Genomic DNA, 20,913 nt, shown 5'->3' on the forward strand with positions numbered 1-20,913 from the left:
ACTTCGTTGCGAAAGGCTTGCGGTAGGCTGCTACAGCGGCACCTTTCGACGCGTTGCCACTTCGCTCCGCTCGTTGCTTCGCATGCGCGAAGCCTGTCTCCCTCCGGTCGGCTGTTGCCAAAGCAAACTCGGCGCGTGAATGATTCAGGCTAGCGGAAAAGTGTTTTTGAAATAGGTGTGGTGCCGGGGCGGAACCGGCGTGTAGGATGGCGCTTCACCAGGAGGCGATGATGAAATTCGAAGTGGATCAGGATCTATGTATCGGTTGCGGCGCATGTGAGGGCACCTGCCCGGAAGTGTTTGAAATTCCCGACGACAAATCGCAGGTGAAACTAACCCCGGTGCCGAAAGAGCTGCAGGCCAGCGCGCTGGCCGCGGAAGATGGCTGCCCGGTCGGCGCCATTTCCCATACCGAATAACCGCGCCCGGTTTCCCGCCCAATCGGCTGGCGTGGATCGGCCGCCCAAAAAGTCAGCCGTCTTCGCGAGGGGGAGCTGCCTGCACGATCGCGTTTAGCCGGTCGACGATGCGGTCGTAGTGCGAACCCTTCCAGAAAATCTTGCGGCAGTCCGCGCAGCGGAAAAATTCGGAATAGTATTTACGGGTCAGCGGCTCGAGTTCGGGGAGGATCTCCTCTTTGGCGACGGATTGGACCAGCCCGTTGCAGGACGGACAGCGTCGAAAGCGACGGACCGTCTGTTCGAGCTGGAAGCGCCGGATCACCTCGCCGGCCTGTTCTTCGGCGTTGGTCGAATGCAACCAACGCGCATGGACGATGCGGCGGTCGTGCAGCATCCTGCGGTCGCGCGTCAGCAGAATGCGATGCTCGTCGAGCGCAATCCGGATGATTTCGGGGTCTTCGTAATCGGTCCGGTAGAGCGTGTCGAACCCCAGGTGCCGCAGGAGGCGCGCAAGCTTGCCGAGGTGGACGTCCAGAACGAAGGCGGTCGGCTGCGGCGGTTCTCCGCGCAACCGGACCACCGGGGCGATGTCCAGGCGCTCGATCAGGGGATAGACCGCCACGCGGTCGCCGTGCATCAGGGGATGGCCGAAACCGACCGATTCGCCGTTGACGACGATCCGGTCGACCTCGGTATACGGGACGCCTTGCGCTTCGATGGCATCCTTGATGCCCGGTTTTCCGGTGAAGGCATAGCGCTGATCCTGCTTGCGCCGCAGGGGCGGCAGGAAATCGTTGAGTTCTCCGTAGAAGCGGAAGACCGCTGCGTGTTCCTTTTCCATGGCAACCTCGTCGCAGAAAAAAAGACCCGCCCAAAAGCGACCGCCGGCACCGGCCGGTTTTGGAAGATCAATCGTTCCGAAGGGGAGCCAACGGGGCTTCCCCGGATTCCGGTTTGAAGATGAGCACCCGACGGGCGAACGGGATCTCGATGCCCTCGCGATCGAAGGCTTCCTTGATCAGTTTGCGCAAATCGCGGGCGACCTGCTGGTGGCAACCCGGCTTGACGCGGGTGATGGTGCGCAGCAGCAGCTCCGATTCGCCGAAGTTCTGCAGCCCCAGCACCTTCATGGGTTCGAGTACATCCGGATTGTTCTGGCGGATCTGCCGGCCGGCTTCTTCCAGTACGGCGTAGGCGTGGTCGAGATCCGTGTCGTACGCCACGCCAACCTCCACCTCGGCATAGGTGTAGCGCTTGGAAAAGTTGATGATGTCGCCGATCTGGCCGTTGCGCAGGATATGCTGCTGGCCGCCGGGATCGCGCAGCCGGGTGGTGCGGATGTCGATCGATTCAACCACCCCGCGGCCCTGTCCGGTCTCGATGTAGTCGCCGACCAGATAGAGGCTCTCGAACAGGATGAAGAGGCCGGAGACCAGATCGTTGATCAACGGCTGGGCGCCGAGTCCGACCACGATGCCGATGATGCCCGCGCCGGCGAGCAGCGGGGCCGGATTGAAGTTCATCGCGTTGAGGGCCAGCAGGATGGCCGAGAAATAGACCACGTATTTCATGGCGCTCTTCATCAGCGGAACGAGGGTCAGGCGTTGCTTGCGCTCCTTCTCGGTGAGGTTTTTCTGTTCCTGCTGAAAGCGGTCGATCACGATGTTGCCGATCTCTATAATGACCCGGCTGATGAAAAAGATGCCGATGACCTGCGTCAACCGCGGACCGAAGACGGCAAAGTGCTCGATGAAGTTCAGCTGGAGGACGACCAGCGTGGCCACCGCAAGATAGATGACGTATTCGAGGCAGCGCCGGAAGAGGGGAATCAGGATGCTGAGCCGTTCATAATACCGCAGCCAATTCTCGGGGCTGGAATATTTTTTACTGAGCGCGTCGAGGCTGTCGACGATCGCCGCGACCGCTTTGACGACCAGCAGGCCGATGGTCACGACCAGATAGATGTAGAGCCCGGTCAACAGATAGCCGGCCACGACTTCCGGCAGCGAAAGCAGGCGGGCGGCCGCGATGACGACCAGAAACTTGATGCTGTTCGAGAGGATCGCCGTCAGCGAGGTGAAGAACACTTCGATGCTCTCATCGTTGGCACGGATCCCCTCAAAGGCCTTGGCCTTGACCATCAGGTTGGTCAGCACCCGTTGCAGCAGGCGGATCACAATCCGGCCCGCAATCACGAGGCCGATGACTTTGGCCACGGCCAGGGCCAGTCCGACCCAGAAGTCGGGCGGGATGGCGTCGATCCACTCCCGCGTCTGTACATAGGGGTCGGTCTGCCGGAAGACCCAATATCCGTTCAGCGCCAGCACGCCCAGGCAGAGCAGCAGTGCCGCGAAGATCAGGAGAAAGCGGGCCCGTCGGCGCGCGGTGGCGATTCGTTCCGGATGGTCGGCCATGCCGGGCAATGCGCCGAGACGGCCCAGCACCAGGCGCGCAATCTGGTTCAGCACTATGCAACCGACGACGATGGCGGCTAGCTCGCCTCCCAGCAGAATAAGCGCCCTCGTTAGACTTTCAATACCCTCAAGTTGGATCATGGCATTCCTCGTCGTGCGGTTGAATGGCCCATACCATACGGCGCAAAAAAGACGTTGGGAAGGGGGCATCCCGATTTTTTGCGTTTTCAAATCGATGGCCCGGCGCGATGGCGGGGGCGGGGAATGCGCCGTAAAATTCTTTTGGGTGGACGCTAAAGATCGTATCGGTCGGGTAGGGGCGGCACCGTTCGCCTGCTTCCAGGTACCCGAAAATATCCACCCTTCGGCGCACGGTGGGTTTCAGCAGGCTATTCAGGCAATAAGTGCACGGCCGAAGCGGGCACTTTGTCGAAGTGAATTTCCACGCCTCGCTTCGCGGCGGCCTGCACGATCAGCCCGCCGACCGCCTCCGGAGTGTCGGCGTTATTGCGCCGGATCTCTGTAACGACCTCGTCAAAAAAGTCGGAAAACTGTCCGGGGGAGATAATCAGCAGCAATCTGGCAGGCTGGTCGGTGTCGTTCCAGAAGCCGTGCAGATAGCCCCTTGGAAGCACCACGAGCGAACCGGCCGAGGCGCGGGCCACTTTTCCGCGATCCAGGAAATCGACCGTGCCTTCCAAGACGTAAAAGTGCTCGTCCTCGTGGCGGTGAATGTGGGGTGGAGCCGCAAACGTGCGGCCCGGCAGCGTGAGTTCGAGTACGGCCGTGCCGCCGGGCGTGTCGTGGTGGTCGGACAGCACTCGGGTCAGGTGGCCGGGGAACTCGATTGCGTCGATCGCGCCATTGGTAACGATGTGCGGATCTTCCGCCGCGACCAGACGTAGTGCGATCAAGAGGAATATAGCAACGGCTAGCGTACGCATGGGCATCTCCTTCTTGCTTCGGCTCAACTGGCGGGAACCGTAGGGAGAATCGGAATGGTTGTCAAGATTGCGCGCCCGCGGGCGGACTCGCCCCATCGGCCATGGAGCGCCCCGTCTATTGGAGGGACTGCAGGGCTTCCAGCTTTTCGAGGACGCGGCCGGCGTGCCCTTGCGGCATGACTTCCGGCATGTAGTGGCGAATGATGCCCGCCGGGTCGATGATCATCGTAGTGCGGATCGCCCGGCCGTAAGTCAGGCTGCCGAACGAACTGACCACCCACGCGCCATACTGCTCCATCACCTTGTGGTCCGGATCGCTCAGGAGCACCAGCTTGAGTTCGTGCTCGGCAATGAAATCGCAATGCGACTGCGATGAATCCTCGCTGACGCCGAGCACTTCGGCGTTGAGTTTATGAAAGCGGGGCAGCAGGGCCGTAAAATCCTTGGCTTCGAGGGTGCATCCGGTGGTTCCGTCCTTCGGGTAGAAATTAGAGCACAACCCATTTGCCGCGCAGCTGGCTGAGTGTCACCGGGCGCTGGTTCTGGTCCGGGAGCGTAAAGTCGGGGGCCGGCTTTCCGATCACCGGCGAGGTCTCCGCCGCGGCATCCTCGATCTCCTGCTGCTCCAGTTTGACGTTGATATCCAGCGTCATGTGAACCGGCTCCACCTTGATCGGCTGCATCTTCATGTTGAAACAGCCCGTGAGAGACAGTAGGCCGACGGTCGCAACGACAAGAAATCCACGTTTCATGATATACCTCATTTGGTGCCACGCTAGCACCGACCCGCGGACGATTCAATCGCGATCAAACGAAATGCCGCGAGGGCTCAGGGATCGGCCGACTCGCCCACCTGGCGAATGCCTTGGCTGAGCGCGGTCTTGATGACCATTGTCTTCCGCAGGTTTTCGCCGAGCCCGGGGAAGTCCAGCACGATTTCCTCGAACTCGACCGGGATCTTCTGGTTCCGGCTGTGCCCCCGCGTGGTCACCCGGCCGAGGAGCCCATCGCTCTGCTGGACGAAATCGATTTTGAACATGCTGTATTCGAAATTGCGGAAGCCCTTGAATATCCGGTCGCGGACATCCAGCTCGACCGACTGCTGGAAGAGGTTCCCGAGCTGCTGCTCAAGGGCCTTCTGGATTTGGTTGGCGTGGGCGTCGTCCGCCAGCGTCCAGGCGCCGGTTCCGGTGGTCGAATGGAGGAATCCCTCCCCGATGGAGAAATCGGCCGGGTTGGATCTCGAAAAGCTGACGGGGATCATGCCGTAGAGCGCTCCGCTCCCCGAGCCGCCCTCGCCAAAGGCCAGGTTGAAGAGTTCCTTCATTTCCACGCCGTTTGCAAAAAGCCGGGCATCGATCCGGGGCTGGTCGGGATCGATGCGCATGGCCCGGCTGTAGACGCGCCCGCCCAGGCAACCCCATTCCGCGCGCTCGACGAGCACCGCCCGCGGGTCGTCTTCAAGGCGCAGCGCAATCAAGCCGTCGTGCAGGGGCAGATTCCCGAGCGTCAGCCGCCGGATGCGGAACTGCTGATTGCCCGGGGTGGCTATCGGGCCGAAGCCCGTAAAGGTCATGGCGCCATCGATGCCTTCCGCGACGGCCCGGTAGCGCACGCTCGCAAGCGTGGCGTCGGCGGCGGTCAGGGTGATCCACGGCACCAGGCGGCCTTCCCGCAGGCGCACATTTCCCGCCAGGGAAAAGCCGCCATTCACAACCAGACCGGTGGCGTCGGTCAGCTGCCTGACCGCGGACTGCTCCGCTTCCACCCGAAACCCGTCGCACGAGACCGAGAGGAATCCAACCGGCCGTTTTTCCCGGAAGTTGAGCTGTCCATTGGCGTAGAGCGTTGCGTGCGGCTGCAGGGGCCACTCCAGCCGGATCCGGCCCTCGTGCCGTGCGGGATTATAGGAGGCCGAAACGGGTTGCAGAATCTCCCCGGCCAGCGCGAAAAGTTCCTTCGACTCATCCAGCAGCAACGCGGCGCGATCCATGGCCAGCGTCGATTCAATGAGGCCGCCCGCATCCCGATCCAGCTTCCAGGTTGCGCCGTCCAGGGCCAGCAGCAACCGGGACGAACCCAGATGACACTCCACCCCGTCCGCGGCGATCCTTCCGCTCGCAACCGGATTTGCCCCCGGTTGTATCTCGAGCGAAGCCCGCGCGTTTTTCAGCGCCGCCGACAGGCGGGCCTTTTCCGAAACAAGGGTCGTGCCCGCGCTCGTCGCCGCCAGATGCAGCCGGGCCGGAGCCCTGTCGGCAGCGACCCCGAATTCGAGCACGCACGGGTCGTCATCGGCCGCTAGGTCCAGGGCGGTTTTTTCGAGGGTTACCGCTCCGAATTCGGCGGCATCGAATGCCACCCGGCTGTCCTGCAACGCGGAAAGGCGGACCCGCCCGTTTTCGCAGTGCCCGCGCAATTTGATGTTGCCCGAAACTCCGTGCAGCGCGACGCGCGGTTTCCGGAGCCCCAGCCGGCCGGGCTCCATCACCACCTGCAGATCGGGAATCTGGAAATCAGGCAGCCACTGGTTGGCCGGCTTCTCCAGCACCGTCTGCAACTGTCCGCGGATCTGCATCGCGCCGACTTTGGAGAGGTCGTACCCGCGATCCGCCAGCAGTTCCACGATCCAACCCGGGGCATGTCCTTCCAGCTCCCACTCCACCAGGGCCGTGGGAGCGCCAGCCGGTTCGGCCGGATAACGGCCGGCGAGGCGATTCAGCTGCCAGCCCGGCCCCGTGGCCTGTCCCGCGAAGGTGAAGCCCTTGGCCGTTTTGGCGATATTGCACTGGAATTCATGCGCGGCCGCCGCACCGCTGCGGTCCGGGGTCTGTCCGGACACGGCGCAGGAGAACGAATCGCCGGAGCCCGTCGTTGCGACCGTTACCTGCAGAGGAACTCCCTGGAGGGCCAGGTTGAGCTGGCCCGTCATCCGGTCGCGGCCAGTGCGGATCGAACCCTCGAACGGAATGTCGATGTGCCGGCCGTTCCATTCGATCACGGCGGTGCAGGCGGTCCAGTCGAAGCGGTCGAAGGGTACGGCCTTTTTTGCGCCGCCACTTGGTTTCGTTTTGGGCAGCTTCGCCGGTTCAAGGCGGCCCTCCCGAATGCGCAACAACGTTTGGCCGCCGATGATCTGTACCCGTTTCAACCGGCCCTGCATCAGCGACCGCGGCGAATACTCTACGGCCACGGCCCCGATAAAATTACAGCGTTCCCCATCGAGGCAGACATTGATGAGATCGGCGCCGCGCCAGGAGCAGCTGCGCACCTCCAGCGTCGCTTCCGGCAGCCCGGCATCGCGCAGCCCGGCCAGGATCAAGCGATGCAACAGTCCCGGTACGATCCCCACCTGCAGGAGCAGCATGACCGCCGCGACGACCGCCACCACCAGCATGCCCCGCAGTATTTTTCCCCGTCGTTTCATCGCCTCGCGAACAATCCTTCCTCGATCAATTTTGTTGTCGCGAGGATTGTACTCGACGACCGCCGCTGATGGCGAGCGGATCCTCGCACTTCGGCGCGCCCCCGTCGGCGCAGGGCGCAAGAACTTCAAGAAGCGGGAATTGCGTTCAATATGCGGTGGCAAATCCAGCCGAATACAGCCATGATTCGTTGTCTAATGAAAAAGGTTGGCATAACCCTTGTTTTGATGTGCGTCCTGTTCGCCGGGGCGGGGGTATCCTTTGCCGAGGCGGTGGACCCCTCCTGGTCGGGGCAGTGGCGCAAACAACAGGAGGCCATGAATAAAAAATGGTCGCATTGGCCACGGGAACGCATCCGGCAACTGGAGGCGGAACGGAAGCAACTTCTCCAACAAATCGCGGTGCTGCCGCAGCATAATCCGAAGGTCCTGTCCGATCGCCTGGGCTACCATTCCCCGTTCGAGGAACCCGGTTTATACGATTCGGCATCGGCGTCATACATCGACGTCACGTTTGTCTGGCCGCGCCGGATCGATTCCATTGCCCTGGCTCCGGCCTTTAATCCGCAGGAGCCTGATGGCGGGATTTATGCCTTTCCGAAGCGATTCAAGATCGAGGTCTTCAATAAGGAAACCGGCGAGATTGAAACCGTGGTGAACTGGATGGAAGAGGATTTTCCGGATCCCGGCCCCTATCCGGTCTTTTTTTCGGGGATAAACCGCTACGTGACGCAGATTCGAATCACCGTTCCGCAGGTGGAGCGGGAGTCCGGCGTGGCCTATTTTGCCTTGGGCGAGCTGTATGTGTTTTTGCAGAAAAACGGCAAGCTGGCCGACAATATGGCGCTGTGGGGGAGCGATAGCATCGCGATCGACGTGTCGGATTCTTTTTCGATGCCGCCCCTCTGGGACAGCCAATACCTGCGCGACAATATTGTGGCGCTCGGGGTTCCGCTGAGCGGCGAGAAGGTGGATGAAGAGGATCTGGTGGCCACCTATGAAAATGGGGCCGCGCTGCCTGCACCCGTGGAGGTTGTGCTCGATCTGGGGCAAGTGCAGCCGGTCGGGCGCATCGATCTCTGGCCGGCCGAGGCGCCGTATTTGCTGGCGCTCCCTTCGATTGGGTTCCCGCGTGAAATATCCATCGAGCTTTCGGCCGATCCGGACTTTGAAACGTCCACCGTGATTCCGGTGGAAAACGTCGGCCGCCGGATGCAACGCGAAGACCGGCTCGCCGTTCTGTGCCGGGGCTATGCGGCCCGATACATTCGGATTAAGATGAGCGATCTGCCCGAGTATAAGGGCCAGCGGATTCTGGGGATGGGGGAAATTTCGGTGGGACAGTTCGGCAAGGTTTTTTCGGTCGGTTGCACGGTTTCGGCGAAGGGCATTCCCCCGGAATTCCACGATCAACTGCCGCGTCTGGTCGATGGCTACACCCGCTCCCGCAAGATTCTTCAGGAGGGGGAATGGATCAAGGGGCTGGCCAAGCGGCGCCCGCTTGACCGGCGGTTGGCGGTGGTGGAACGCGAGCTGGAGGTGGCGCGCGCATCGTGGCGCCGAATCCAGCAACGTTTGGCTATTTGGGTGGGCGTCGTTCTCTGTATGGTTTTGCTTGGCGGAATGCTTTTGCAGCGCCTGCAACGCCGGCGGATATTGAAAAAACTGAAAATGCGGATTACCCGCGATCTCCACGATGAGGTCGGCAGTAATCTCGGCAGCATTACGCTTGCGGCCAAACGCATGGAGGCGACCGGGGCAACGAAAGAAAACCTTTTCGATCTCTCCCTTATGGCCCGCGAGGCCTCCGCCTCTCTGCGGGATGTGGTATGGGTGATCGATCAAACCACGATCCGGCTGCCCGCGTTGTTGCAGAAACTCGCGGAGCGGGCGGAACGCATCCTCAGCGGGGTTTCGCTGAACATTCAACTTTCGCCGGCTTCGGCCTGACCGGAAGCAACGCGCTTCCGACGGCCGATCCGGAGCCGGACGGGGTCAACAACTTCCTCGAATACGCGCTCGGCGGAAATCCGACCAATGACGATGCTTCCGTTTTGCTTCCAAAGGGAGTACTCATTTCCAAGCTTGGAACCAACTGGATGGAGTATGCCTACCGCCGCCGCAGCGACTACGAAGCCCGCGGTCTGGTCTACACCGTGCAAACCACCACCAATCTGGTTTCCAATGACTGGAACGCCAGCGGGGTCGTTGATGCCGGATCCGGACCGATTGTTGCCGGCTTGGACTCCGTCACCAACCGCGTCTCTACAGAAGGGCTTCCGGAGCAATTCATGCGGCTGAGAGTGGAAGAATACGGGGACTCATCCCGCATGCGCGGGTTTGATCAAGGAGATCGGAATGAAGAATATTAAAAACCGGTGGGCGCTTTGCAGTTTGATTGTTTTGGGTTCGTTCGGAACCGGAATCGCGAAGCCGCAACCGAATATCGTGGTGGTGCTGGCCGATGATGTCGGCCCGGGCGATATCGGGTTTTATCATCGTGAACGAACCGGGGAAAAAGAACGGATTCCGACGCCGAATATCGACCGTCTTATTTCGGAGGGGATGCGGTTCGACGACGCGCATTCCGCCGCGCCGCTGTGTGCGCCAAGCCGATTCGGCATGCTGACCGGCAGCTATTCCTATCGCAATTACCAGCCGTACGGCGTCTGGGGCACTTGGAATGAAACGGGGGTGGATCCGAAATTCACCACCAGCGCGCGGATCGCGAAGGCGGCCGGTTACGCGACCGCCTTTTTCGGTAAGTCGGGCATGGGCGGAGATTTTAAGGTCGTGGATGCGGATACCCAGTTCCCCTGGGCGGAACGGTATAAAAAATATGATCTGGCCGACCGGACCAACGGACCGAACCAATGGGGTTTCGACTATTCCTTCGAACTGCCGGCCGGGATCCAGAATATGCCGTTTGCCTTTTATGAAAACGGTCGGTGGATGCCGCTGAAACCGGATTCCACCTGGAAGCTGATCGGCCCGAAGCAGAATGCGTATGCTGCCTCCCGGAAGCACAATGATCTGACCCAGATCGGCGATTCCAACTGGGACCCGACCCTGGCCGGGCCGATGCTGGCCGGGAAAGCGCAGGCGTATATTCAGCGACAAACCGCCGCGTCGCCGGATCAACCGTTCTTTGTCTATTACTGCACGCAGGCGGCACACATTCCGCACACGCCGCCGGCGGAACTCGACGGGGTGAAGATTGCGGGCACCACGCCCGGTCCGCACGGCGACATGATCAAGGAACTGGATGTGCAAGTCGGCATGCTGATTAAATCGCTGAAAAAAGCGGGGATCTATGACAACACCCTGTTCATTTTCACGTCCGACAACGGGGGACTGGCGGCCGATCCCGCAGCCGAAGCGCTGGGACACGATCCGACGAATGGATGGAACGGCCTCAAAGGGGCCGTCCGCGAGGGCGGGCATCGCATTCCTTTTGTGGCCGTTTGGCCCGGGGTGATTGAGCCGGGCTCGCAGTCAAATGAAACCATCACGGCGCTCGACGTCGTGGCAACCATTGCGGCGGTTGCCGGGCAGGAAATTTCGCGCGAGCAGGTGATGGATTCGGTGAACCTGATGCCGTTGCTCACGCAGGAAAAGGGTGCGAAGGGGCACGCGGTGCTGGTGCACTATTCCCAGAGCGGTTCTGCCGCCCTGCGGCAGGACGAGTGGAAACTGCATGTCCATGGCAAGAACCTGAAAAACCTGACGCCGAAGCACCTTTACAATCTCAAAACCAATCCGATCGAGGATGAGGCGAAGGATCTGCTGAGCAACCCGGAATATGCCGAGCGCGCGCAGCGGATGCTCAAAACGCTTCAGCGTTCAATTAAGGAGCCTACCGCCACGCAGGCTTTTTTGCCCGCGCCGTAAGTTCCAACCCTTGGAAACCGCCCCGGGGCCCCGCTGCGGTTTTTGGGTTCGGTGCGCACGATAACGAAGTGGGGCAAATATCTATTTCTTTTCACAACCGCTTTGCTGCGCACGCTGGGGGGGGGCGTTCCGGCCTGAGTTAACGCTGTGCGTTGAGTTGTTCAGTCCATCCGACAGTCATTTATTCCGTTCTGATCCGCAGGATGCCCTCGCCCGAAGGGCGACGCTATTGCGCAGGCATCTAAACATGGAGACTTCCTGCTAATGGAAATATTGGCCACAAGAGAGCGCAAAGGATGCAGAGGCAACGAAATATTGCTTTGTTCTCTCTGTGCGCTCTCGTGGCTAAAACTCTCATTGTTTAAGTGCCGCATCTATAGCGAGCTTGCCGAGCGGCTGTGAAATGATTTCGGCCGGTCAGCAATGCGAGCAAAACCTCCAATGGCTTCCAGTCGGGCGCTATTTGGCAAAAATCCACGTTACCACTTCCGGCGTGATGTTTCTTAAAACCTGGATCTTGTGTTCGCCATCGGGATTGATTGTGAAATTTACCTTGGCGCCGGCCGCTCGCGCCTTGTTGACGTAGCTTTCGCCGCGTTCCAAAGCAACCCGTTGATCATCTTTGTTGTGGAAGACCCAGATCGGCAGATCTTTCAGCGTATGGTCTGCCGGAACTTCGCCGCGGAAGCCGCCTTCAATCACAAGGGCCGATTTGATCAGATGACCTTTGTTCACGGTGATCCCGGTGACCGCTCCGCTGCCGGCACTGTATCCGGCAATCGTGATCCGTTTGGGATCGACGTCATAATTGGCTACGACGTGGGCGATAAACTGCTCGAGACCGTCCACGGAAAGGCTTCCGCTTTTCTGGCCGTTTTTAGGCGCAAAGAAATAATAGGAGTCCCCGTTCTGCGAAAGCGCCTTTTGCCATTCGATCTCTTTGTCCTCGGGCGGAAAGCTCTTATTTCCCCCGCCGGTGCCGTGGCAGAGAATAAACGCCGGCAGTTTGGTGCCTTCCGGTTCGGTGCTGACCGTTCTCACCTGATAGCGATACGGAGCCCCCAAATGGCCGGCTTCGTCGAAGGTCTGAACGCTTGCTGCGCCATAGACCCATCCTGCCCAAACCAAGTTGGCTGTAATCGCAAAACGTTGGAGCTTCTTCATCGTTGTCCTCGATTTAATGGTTGATGTCCGCGAAACGGTCGGCTGTAGTCGCGGTTTCGATCTTGTGCGGGGTTTCATGCCGACCTCTTTCGCATGCACTCGTCCTTCAGCGTTTTTCTTATAGGCCTGGTGACGAAAAAAAGCACCTAGTGGTTTCACCAGTAGACTGAAAACAAACCATCGCGCTAAATATATACGTATTGCAGGGGTGTTTGTGCACATGCCCCTTGGTTTGCTCCGGTCGGTTTGGGCCGGGGGGATATACAGGTGATTTTTCAATGAACATGAGACCAATGCTTTTTCTGGCGGTTGCGATCGGGTCGGCTTGTTTTTCCGACGGGCCGAAAAACGTGCTGTTCATCGCGGTCGATGATCTGAAGCCGTGGCTGGGGAGCTATGGGAATACGGTGGTGAAGACGCCGAATATGGATCGGCTGGCGGCACAAGGAACGGTGTTTAGACGGAACTATTGCCAGGTGGCGCTGTGCGGACCGTCGCGGCTGAGCATGCTGACGGGGCTTCGTCCCGACACCACGCAGGTCTACAACATGGGCGGCGAAATTTTCCATATCGACACCGCGCGCAAGCGCGCTCCGCAGCTGATCACGCTTCCGGAATATTTCAAGCAGAACGGTTATACCACTCTGGGATTCGGCAAGGTATTCGATGGGCGCAACACGGACAAGGGCCAGGACACTCGGAGCTGGAGCGATCCGAAAGGGGTGCGTTGGGATTGGGATTTCGATCTGTATCCGATCAAGCCGGTGGGGGGCGGCTACCAGAATCCGGTGACCCGCAAGCGGATTGAAGATGCGGAGACCGAAATGGAGCGGCGCGGCATCCGGAATAAAACCCAACAGCTGGAATTCCTCTCCGGGGTGGAGGGCGCCCGCCCGGTCTGCGAGTCGATGGATGTGCCGGACGAGGCCTACGCGGAAGGCAATGTGATGGCCGCCCCGGCGATCCGGGCCATTGAACAGTTCGGGAAAACCGGGCAACCGTTCTTTCTGGCCGTCGGCTTCTACAAGCCGCACCTGCCGTTTGTGGCGCCTGCAACATACTGGGATCTCTACGACCCTGAAGATTTTCAATTGGCCCCGATGCAGGCCTATCCGGCCAACGGCGTGGGCTATGCGGAGACCCCCTATGTGGAAGCGCGCGGTTTCCATCCGGTTCCGGAAACCGGCCCGATTCCGGACGCGCTGCAACGGCATATGATGCACGGCTATGCGGCCTGCGTTTCCTATGTCGATGCGCAGGTTGGAAAATTGCTCCAGGCATTGGACGAGGCCGGGCTCGCAGACGATACCGTGATCTGTCTCTGGGGCGATCATGGCTTTCATCTCGGCGACAAGCAGATCTGGGGCAAACACACCAATTTCGAGCAGGCCACCCGCGCGCCGCTGATCCTTGCATCGCCCGCGATTCCCGGCGGCCGGGTCGAGGACGTGACGCTGACGGAGTTCGTGGATGTTTTTCCAACGCTGTGCGATCTGGTCGGGCTCGAAAAACCCGCCGGGCTTGATGGAGAAAGCCTGACCAGTTTGATGCGCGGCAAGCGTCCTTTGGTAAACAAGCCCGCCATCAGCCAGTACATGCGCAATGAGGATGATGGACTGGTTATGGGATGGGCGATCCGCACGCCGCGCTACCGCTATGTGGAATGGCGGAGAGTCTGGAACCGGAAACTGAAATACAGCCTCTCCGGAGAGGTGCTGGGCCGTGAGCTGTACGACTATCAAATCGACCCGGATGAAACGCGCAACAGGGCCGGGGATCCAGAATACAGCCGGGTGTTGGCCGCCTTGACTTTGCAGTTTGATGAAACGCTTCCGCACCTGCCGGCGCGGAAAAAGGAATAGAGCAATGATGAATCGAAGGAATTTTTCAACGCTGGCCTGCGCGGCGGGTCTCGCATCGATCAACTCGACCGCATTGGCGGGTAAAGGCCGGCCGCCCAATTTGTTGATCATCCATACCGACGAGCATAATTTCCGCACACTCGGTTGCTACCGCGAGTTGATGACCGATGACCAATCCTTGGTCTGGGGCAAGGGCGTGAAAGTGGATACGCCCCACATCGACTCGCTGGCCCGCGACGGCGCGATCGCCACGAGCTACTATGCCGCGTCGCCGGTCTGCACGCCTTCACGAGCGGCCATGGTTTCCGGCCTTTATCCGATTCACACGGGGTCGCCCAATAACGACCTGCCGCTTAACGACGGCCTCGTTACCTTTGCCGAGGTGCTCAAGCGCAACGGATATGCCACCTCGTATGTCGGCAAGTGGCACCTGGACGGCGATGCCAAGCCGGGCTTTGCTCCGTCGCGCAAGTTCGGCTGGGACGACAACCGCTACATGATCAACCGCGGTCACTGGAAGCTGCTGAAGAAAGAAGGCGACACCGCCGGGCTGATCGGCAGCTGGGACGAAAAAACAGAGAAGTATAAGTACGACATCGAAAAGGCGGACGACCAATCGTTCACGACCGATTTCCTGTGCGACCGTGCCGTCGAAATCATCACCCGCGATAAAGCCAAACCGTTTTGCCTGATGCTCTCCATCCCCGATCCGCACGGACCCAACCATGTCCGGGCGCCGTACGACACCATGTTCGCCGACCTGCATTTTGAAAACCCGCATACCATGGATGTCGCAACGAAGGAATCCGTTCCGAAATGGCTGGGCATCACCGGAAAGAATTCCGCCGACAAAAAACTGAACCAGACCCAGATGCAGTGGTATTTCGGCATGGTCAAATGCATCGACGACAACGTTGGCAAGCTGTTGGCGTGTCTGAAAAAGCTGGGACTGGAAGAAAACACCATCGTTGTCTTCACCTCCGACCATGGCGACATGATGGGCGAGCACATGAAGCACAACAAAGGCAACCCGTTCGAAGCGTCGGCGAAGATCCCGTTTGTGATTCGCCATCCCGGCAGAATCCCCGCCGGAAAGGTGGTCCGCACGGCGCAGGTCAATGTCGATTTCGCTCCGATGGCGCTGGGGCTGATGGGTATCCGCGACGGCGTACCGGCCTTCCACGGCAAAGACACTTCGGCCGATTACCGGAGTCCGGATAAAGAGGTGGCGGGCGACCGCATCGTCTACCTTACCAACGCGCCGAGCCGCTGGGTCGCCGCCGTGACCCAACGCTATAAGCTGGTGCTTTCTCCATCCGACGACCCGTGGCTTTTCGATTTGGAAAAAGATCCGGACGAACTGGTTAATTTCTATGCCCGCCCGGAATACCGAGCGGTCGCCAAAAAGATGCAGGCCGAGCTGATCGCGCAGATGCAGCGCTATGAAGAGCCCGCCTTGGAAAAAGTGAACTTGAAGTACGGGAGCCGCGACGAAGCCGCCGAAAAGGCCGCGCCGTCACCGCAAGCCCGTGCAGGCTACGTGATCGACAGCGGCATGCATTCCGTAAAAGGAACGCCGGGCCGCTGGTCGCGGGCCGTAACCGTTCCCGCCGGGAGTTTCGAACCCAACAGCACCTACGACATGGTGCTGGAGTGGGAGTCGAAGGGGCTGGACGACGGGGCGGAAATTTTCGCCAACTTTATTGCCGGGAAAAAAGACAAGGACCACCGTCGGTTGGAAACCTGGAAGGGGGCCGCCGGCGACACCGGTGTTGTCAGGAAAGAGCTCAAGACCACAAATTCTGGAGAGTGGTTGCTTCATGTGGGCGTGAAGGACGGCGGTGAGTTGTTGGTGAAGCGGATTCAAATAAAGAAAAAATAGAAACCACGGTTTTGAGAGCAATCAGAGAGGAAACGTCATGAAAAAATGGAATAGAGTCGCGGTGCTCACGCTGATGGGGCTGAGCTGCGCAGCAGCCCGGTCCCCGAATCTGATTGTGATCATGGCTGACGATCTCGGCTATGCGGACGTGGGATTCAATGGGTGCAAAGACATCCCGACCCCGAACATCGATCGCATTGCCCAAAGCGGCGTACACTGCACCAGCGGCTATGTGACCTATTCGGTCTGCGGACCAAGCCGCGCCGGATTCATCACCGGGCGCTATGGCCAGCGTTTCGGCTTCGAGCGCAACCCGCAGTATCGGCCGGACGACCCGAACATGGGCCTGCCGAAAGAGGAGCACACATTCGGGGAAGTACTCCGGCCGGTCGGTTATGTCTCCGGCATTGTCGGCAAGTGGCATCTCGGCGCGCATGATTCGAACCATCCGCTCAATCGCGGCTTCGACTTTTTCTACGGCCATCTTGGCGGCGGGCATCGGTATCTTCCCGAAGAACTGGTCATCAAGGACAGCGGCGGTGCGAAAAACGAGAGCCAGAGCTACCAGACGTGGATCCTGCGCAACCATGAAGCGGTCCCGCCAACGAAATATCTGACGGAGGAATTTTCGGATGCGGCCGTCGAGTTTGTTTCGGAAAACAAAGACCAGCCCTTCTTCCTGTTCCTCTCCTACAACGCGCCGCATACGCCGCTGCAGGCGACCGAAAAATATCTGTCGCGCTTCAAGCAGATCAACGATGGAAAACGGCGCACCTATGCCGCCATGGTCAGCGCCGTGGACGACGGGGTGGGGCTGCTGCTCGACCGGCTGGCGGAACTCAAACTCGAAGAAAACACCCTCGTGTTTTTCCTCTCCGATAACGGAGGCCCGAGCAATAAGAATGCCTCGAACAATGCGCCGCTCAAGGGCCAGAAAAGCGATGTCTGGGAAGGCGGCTTCCGCGTGCCTTATGCCGTGCAATGGAAAGGCGTGCTTCCGGCGGGGGTGAAGTATGACCACCCCGTGAGCTCGCTGGATATCATGGCCACCATCGCCGAGCTGGCCAAGGCGCCGGTCGATGCGGAGCGCCCGCTCGATGGCGTGAACCTGATTCCCTATTTATCCGGCAAAAAAGACGGCGCCTCGCACGATACGATCTATCTGCGCAAGTTCGACCAGGGCCGTTATGCGGTCCGGCGCGGCGACTTTAAGCTGGTGATTCCCGGTGCCGATAAAAAGGCGATGCTCTACAATCTGGAGCAGGACATCGGCGAAACCGCCAACCTTGCCGACAAGCATCCGGAAAAACTGCAGGAACTCGACCAGGCGCGCCTCAACTGGGACCGCGAATTGATTGAACCGCGATTCTGGGGGCTCATTCACACCGATGAATGGCAGGCCCGGGTCAAGCCGCCGGCGGAGTCGGCGCCGGCAGCGTCGACGGCGGCGGCCAAAACGAAGCAGGAATGGGACTGGTTTGTTGCGCTGGATGCCGATAAGGACGGAACCGTTGCCGAAGCGGAGTGGGTAACGTGGACGGTGGCCGCGGCCAGCAAAAAAGGGAAGACCTTTGATGCCGCAGCAGAAAAGAACAACTTTTCAAAACGGGATCTGAACGGCAACGGGCAGCTCACGCGTTACGAATTTGATGCAACCAAATAAGAGGTCTTATAATGAAGCCGTTTAGCGTATTGAGTTTCAGTGTATTGCTTTTGGCCGGGGCCTGCGTGCAGGCGGAAACCAAACCCAACATCCTGTTCATCGCGATCGATGATATGAACGACTGGACGGGATTCCTCGGCGGTCATCCGCAGGCGCAGACGCCGAACATGGACAAGCTGGCGAAGAAGGGCGTGAACTTTACGAACGCGCACTGCTCGGCGCCGGGCTGTTCCCCGAGCCGCAACTCGCTGCTCTACGGGGTCGAACCGTTCAAATCCGGACTGTACGCCTTTTATGACCAGGCCGGCCTGCCGAAAGATTTCCTCAAGCCCTACACCGCCATGACCGAGTTTTTCAAAGGGAACGGCTACAATACCTACGGCTCCGGCAAGATCCATCATCGCCGCGAAGAGACGGAGGTGGAGTGGACGGAATTTTTTAAAAACGAAAAAATGCCGATCCAGTTTGATGAGGAAACGGGCTATCGCCAGGGCAAGGACTGGAAGATGAATTTTTCCCCCACGCTGAGTCCGCTCGAAAACCATGTGGATTACCAGAACGCTTCGTTCGGGGTCGATGTGCTTTCGCGCAAGCACGACAAACCGTTCTTTCTGGCGGTGGGCATCATCAAACCGCATCTGCCCTTCAACGCGCCGAAACCGTTTTTCGATCTCTATCCGGATCCGGTCGATCCGCCGCGCATCAAGGCCGACGATGCCTCGGACATCCCGGCCGTTGGACGCGCCATGGTCAAGATCGGCGACTACAACCGCTTCAACGAAGACAATGCCTGGGACAAAGTGCGGCGCGCCTATCTGGCCTGTATTTCGTGGGCCGATTTCAATATCGGCCGGTTGCTCGATGCGCTGGAAGCCGGCCCGTATGCCGACAATACCATCATCGTGCTGTGGTCGGACCACGGCTATGCGCTCGGCGAAAAGAACCATTTCCGCAAGTTTGCCCTCTGGGAAGAAACCACGCGCGTGCCCTTTATCATCCTCGATACCCGCGAGAAAAAAGCGATCGAGGGCCGCACGGTGATCGACGGGGTTTCGCTGATCAACGTCTACCGCACCCTTGCGGAGCTGACCGGGCTGGAAGCCCCGGACTATGTCGACGGCTTCAGTCTGGTTCCCCAACTGAAGGATCCGTCAACGCCCATCACCGAGCCGGCGATCTGTACCTGGGGCCGCGGCAACTATACCGTCCGCAACCGCGACTGGCGCTATATCCGCTACTATGACGGCAGCGAAGAGCTCTATTCCCACGTCAAGGATCCGGATGAATGGACCAACCAGGCCGACAACCCCGAATTTGCCGAAATCAAAAAGCGCCTGGCCGCCCAGCTCCCGAAGAAAGAAGTGCCGCTGGTCAAGGACGGCATCGAAGGCTGGAGCCTGCCCGTCAGCGCCGACAAGCCGCTGGGTAAGAAAACGAAGAACAACCAGAAGTGAATGCGATGAAAACAACGGCCATCCTGATTCTCGGTTTGCTGCCGCTCTGTTCGTTTGGAGAACGGCCGCAGAACGATTGGGAAAATCCGGCGGTTACCGGAATCAACCAGGAACCGCGGCATGCCACGATGGTGCCGTTTGCTTCGATGGAACAGGCGTCGCTGAATAAGAGCGACTCGCCGTATGTCCAAAGCCTGAACGGCATCTGGAAGTTCCACTGGGTGAAAACGCCGGAAGAGCGGCCGATGGAATTTTTCAAGTCGGATTTCGATGACTCGGCATGGAACGGGATCGAAGTGCCGTCCTGCTGGCAGATGAAAGGGTACGGCACCCCGATCTACACCAACATCGAATATCCGTTCGATAAGAACCCGCCGTTCATTGGCGGCGCCAACGGGAACCCGGTCGGTTCGTACCGCCGGACGTTTGCGCTCTCCAGCGATTGGAAGGGCCGGGAGGTCTTCATCCATTTTGCCGGCGTCGACTCGGCGTTTTATATCTGGGTCAACGGCAAAAGGGTGGGTTACAGCCAGGGCAGCCGCACGCCGGCGGAGTTCAACCTGACGCCCTACCTGCAGCCGGGAAACAATGAGCTGGCGGTTCAGGTGTTCCGCTGGTGCGACGGCTCCTACCTCGAAGATCAGGATGGCTGGCGCATGGCCGGCATCTTCCGCGAGGTCTATCTTTTCTCCACGCCGCAGGTTCACATCCGCGATTTTTTTGTGACCCCCGAACTGGACGCCGACTATCGCCATGCCGTGCTGAACGTCGATGTGTCGCTGAAAAACTACGGACAAAGCATCGAACAAAACACGGAGCTCGAAGTGGTGCTGTGCGACCGGTCGAACAACCGGATCGGCTCCGCCTCCGCAACCGTCCCGTCGTTGGTGGCAGGTGCGGAAACAACAACCGCACTGAAGATCCCGGTTGAGCATCCCGAAAAGTGGACGCACGAAACCCCGAACCTGTACCACGTTTTTATCCTGCAGCAGCGCGGGGGCAAAACGGTCGAGGCGGTCACCTGCCGGACGGGGTTCCGAAAAATCGAAATCAGGGATTCGCAAGTGCTGCTGAACGGTCAGCCGGTGCTGATCAAAGGCGTCAACCGGGTCGAACATGATCCCGTCCACGGAAAAACCGTGCCGCTCGAATATCTTGCGCTGGATATCAAGCTGATGAAGCGGCACAACATCAATTGCATCCGCACCGCGCACTATCCGCACGACCCCGCCTTGTATGAGCTGTGCGATGAATGGGGCATGCTGGTTGTCGACGAAGCCAACGTGGAATCGCACGGCATGCGGTATGGCGATGAATCGCTGGCGAAACAGCCCGAATGGAAAGACCAGCACGTCGAGCGGGCGATGAATATGGTCGAGCGCGACAAAAACCACCCGTGCGTCGTCATGTGGTCGCACGGCAACGAGGCCGGCAACGGACCGAACATCGTGGCCATGGATGAGTTCTGCCATGCGCGCGATCCGTCCCGGCCGACCCACTACCACTTTCAGGAGGGGCCGCGTTCGTGCGATGTCATCGGCGGCGGCGCGCTCGGTAAAAAACAAAACCGCTATCTTGCGCTCGACCTGCTGGAACAACACGCCACCTACGACAAGGATCTGCGCCCGTATCTGCTGAATGAATATGCCCATGCGATGGGCAATGCCGTCGGCAACCTGACCGAGTATGTCGAGCTCTTCGAGAAATACCCGAAGCTGATCGGCGGCTGCATCTGGGACTGGATCGATCAGGGGTTGGTCAAGGAAGGCCCCGACGGGTAACCGTTCTTCGCCTATGGCGGCGACTTCGGCGAT

At 59.6% G+C, this 20,913-nt stretch carries 16 protein-coding genes; 9 read left to right on the forward strand and 7 right to left on the reverse strand.

All coding sequences use genetic code 11. The features are described from left to right. The first annotated feature begins 227 nt into the window (after nt 1–227). Nucleotides 228–419: a ferredoxin gene (locus ABYO54_RS02210; RefSeq protein ID WP_372806464.1), complete on the forward strand. Its 192-nt coding sequence runs from the start codon at nt 228–230 to the stop codon at nt 417–419. 52 nt (nt 420–471) lie between these two features. On the opposite strand, the gene ABYO54_RS02215 is transcribed toward ABYO54_RS02210, so the two are convergent. From ABYO54_RS02215 to ABYO54_RS02240, 6 genes are all read right to left on the reverse strand, one after another. After that, nucleotides 472–1,242: a Mut7-C RNAse domain-containing protein gene (locus ABYO54_RS02215; protein WP_372806466.1), complete on the reverse strand. Its 771-nt coding sequence runs from the start codon at nt 1,240–1,242 to the stop codon at nt 472–474. 67 nt (nt 1,243–1,309) lie between these two features. Continuing rightward, complete coding sequence (locus ABYO54_RS02220; protein ID WP_372806467.1) at nt 1,310–2,956, reverse strand: mechanosensitive ion channel family protein; 1,647 nt, start codon at nt 2,954–2,956, stop codon at nt 1,310–1,312. A 248-nt stretch (nt 2,957–3,204) separates the two neighbouring features. After that, complete coding sequence (locus ABYO54_RS02225; RefSeq protein WP_372806469.1) at nt 3,205–3,759, reverse strand: cupin domain-containing protein; 555 nt, start codon at nt 3,757–3,759, stop codon at nt 3,205–3,207. Nucleotides 3,760–3,874: 115 nt separating this feature from the next. Further along, complete coding sequence (locus ABYO54_RS02230; RefSeq protein ID WP_372806471.1) at nt 3,875–4,258, reverse strand: peroxiredoxin; 384 nt, start codon at nt 4,256–4,258, stop codon at nt 3,875–3,877. After that, nucleotides 4,248–4,511, reverse strand: coding sequence for a redoxin domain-containing protein (locus tag ABYO54_RS02235; RefSeq protein ID WP_372806473.1), 264 nt, complete (start codon nt 4,509–4,511; stop codon nt 4,248–4,250). The genes ABYO54_RS02230 and ABYO54_RS02235 overlap by 11 nt, the downstream gene beginning before the upstream one ends. A 77-nt stretch (nt 4,512–4,588) precedes the next feature. Further along, the gene (locus ABYO54_RS02240) at nt 4,589–7,186 is read right to left on the reverse strand and encodes a YdbH domain-containing protein (RefSeq protein WP_372806475.1); all 2,598 of its coding nucleotides are present in this window, start codon (nt 7,184–7,186) and stop codon (nt 4,589–4,591) included. Nucleotides 7,187–7,381: 195 nt separating this feature from the next. Between ABYO54_RS02240 and ABYO54_RS02245 the strand changes: the two genes are divergently transcribed. From ABYO54_RS02245 to ABYO54_RS02255, 3 genes are all read left to right on the forward strand, one after another. After that, the gene (locus tag ABYO54_RS02245) at nt 7,382–9,133 is read left to right on the forward strand and encodes a histidine kinase (protein ID WP_372806477.1); all 1,752 of its coding nucleotides are present in this window, start codon (nt 7,382–7,384) and stop codon (nt 9,131–9,133) included. 104 nt (nt 9,134–9,237) lie between these two features. Next, nucleotides 9,238–9,555, forward strand: a complete 318-nt coding sequence (locus ABYO54_RS02250; protein ID WP_372806479.1) for a hypothetical protein — start codon at nt 9,238–9,240, stop codon at nt 9,553–9,555. Further along, the gene (locus ABYO54_RS02255; RefSeq protein WP_372806481.1) at nt 9,542–11,074 is read left to right on the forward strand and encodes an arylsulfatase; all 1,533 of its coding nucleotides are present in this window, start codon (nt 9,542–9,544) and stop codon (nt 11,072–11,074) included. The genes ABYO54_RS02250 and ABYO54_RS02255 overlap by 14 nt, the downstream gene beginning before the upstream one ends. Before the next feature lie 459 nt (nt 11,075–11,533). Here ABYO54_RS02255 and ABYO54_RS02260 read toward each other — a convergent pair whose 3' ends face one another. After that, nucleotides 11,534–12,316 carry a hypothetical protein gene (locus tag ABYO54_RS02260; protein WP_372806483.1) on the reverse strand — a complete coding sequence of 261 codons (783 nt, stop codon included), beginning with the start codon at nt 12,314–12,316 and terminating at the stop codon, nt 11,534–11,536. A gap of 200 nt (nt 12,317–12,516) precedes the next feature. On the opposite strand from ABYO54_RS02260, the gene ABYO54_RS02265 reads away from it, so the two are divergent. From ABYO54_RS02265 to ABYO54_RS02285, 5 genes are read left to right on the forward strand one after another with little or no spacing between them, the layout of a single operon-like run. Then, on the forward strand, nt 12,517–14,100 hold the full coding sequence (locus ABYO54_RS02265) for a sulfatase (protein ID WP_372806485.1): 1,584 nt from the start codon (nt 12,517–12,519) through the stop codon (nt 14,098–14,100). A 4-nt stretch (nt 14,101–14,104) separates the two neighbouring features. Next, a complete protein-coding gene (locus tag ABYO54_RS02270; protein ID WP_372806486.1) occupies nt 14,105–15,982 on the forward strand; it encodes a sulfatase in 1,878 nt (625 codons plus the stop codon). Between the two features lie 37 nt (nt 15,983–16,019). Next, entirely contained in the window at nt 16,020–17,645 is a 1,626-nt protein-coding gene (locus tag ABYO54_RS02275) for a sulfatase-like hydrolase/transferase (RefSeq protein WP_372806488.1), read from the forward strand. Between the two features lie 11 nt (nt 17,646–17,656). Then, nucleotides 17,657–19,099: a sulfatase gene (locus ABYO54_RS02280; RefSeq protein ID WP_372806490.1), complete on the forward strand. Its 1,443-nt coding sequence runs from the start codon at nt 17,657–17,659 to the stop codon at nt 19,097–19,099. A 5-nt stretch (nt 19,100–19,104) separates the two neighbouring features. After that, nucleotides 19,105–20,880 carry a glycoside hydrolase family 2 TIM barrel-domain containing protein gene (locus ABYO54_RS02285; protein WP_372806492.1) on the forward strand — a complete coding sequence of 592 codons (1,776 nt, stop codon included), beginning with the start codon at nt 19,105–19,107 and terminating at the stop codon, nt 20,878–20,880. Nucleotides 20,881–20,913 lie beyond the last annotated feature (33 nt).

This window comes from Pontiella sp., assembly GCF_041622395.1.
In the GTDB taxonomy this organism is placed as follows: domain Bacteria; phylum Verrucomicrobiota; class Kiritimatiellia; order Kiritimatiellales; family Pontiellaceae; genus Pontiella.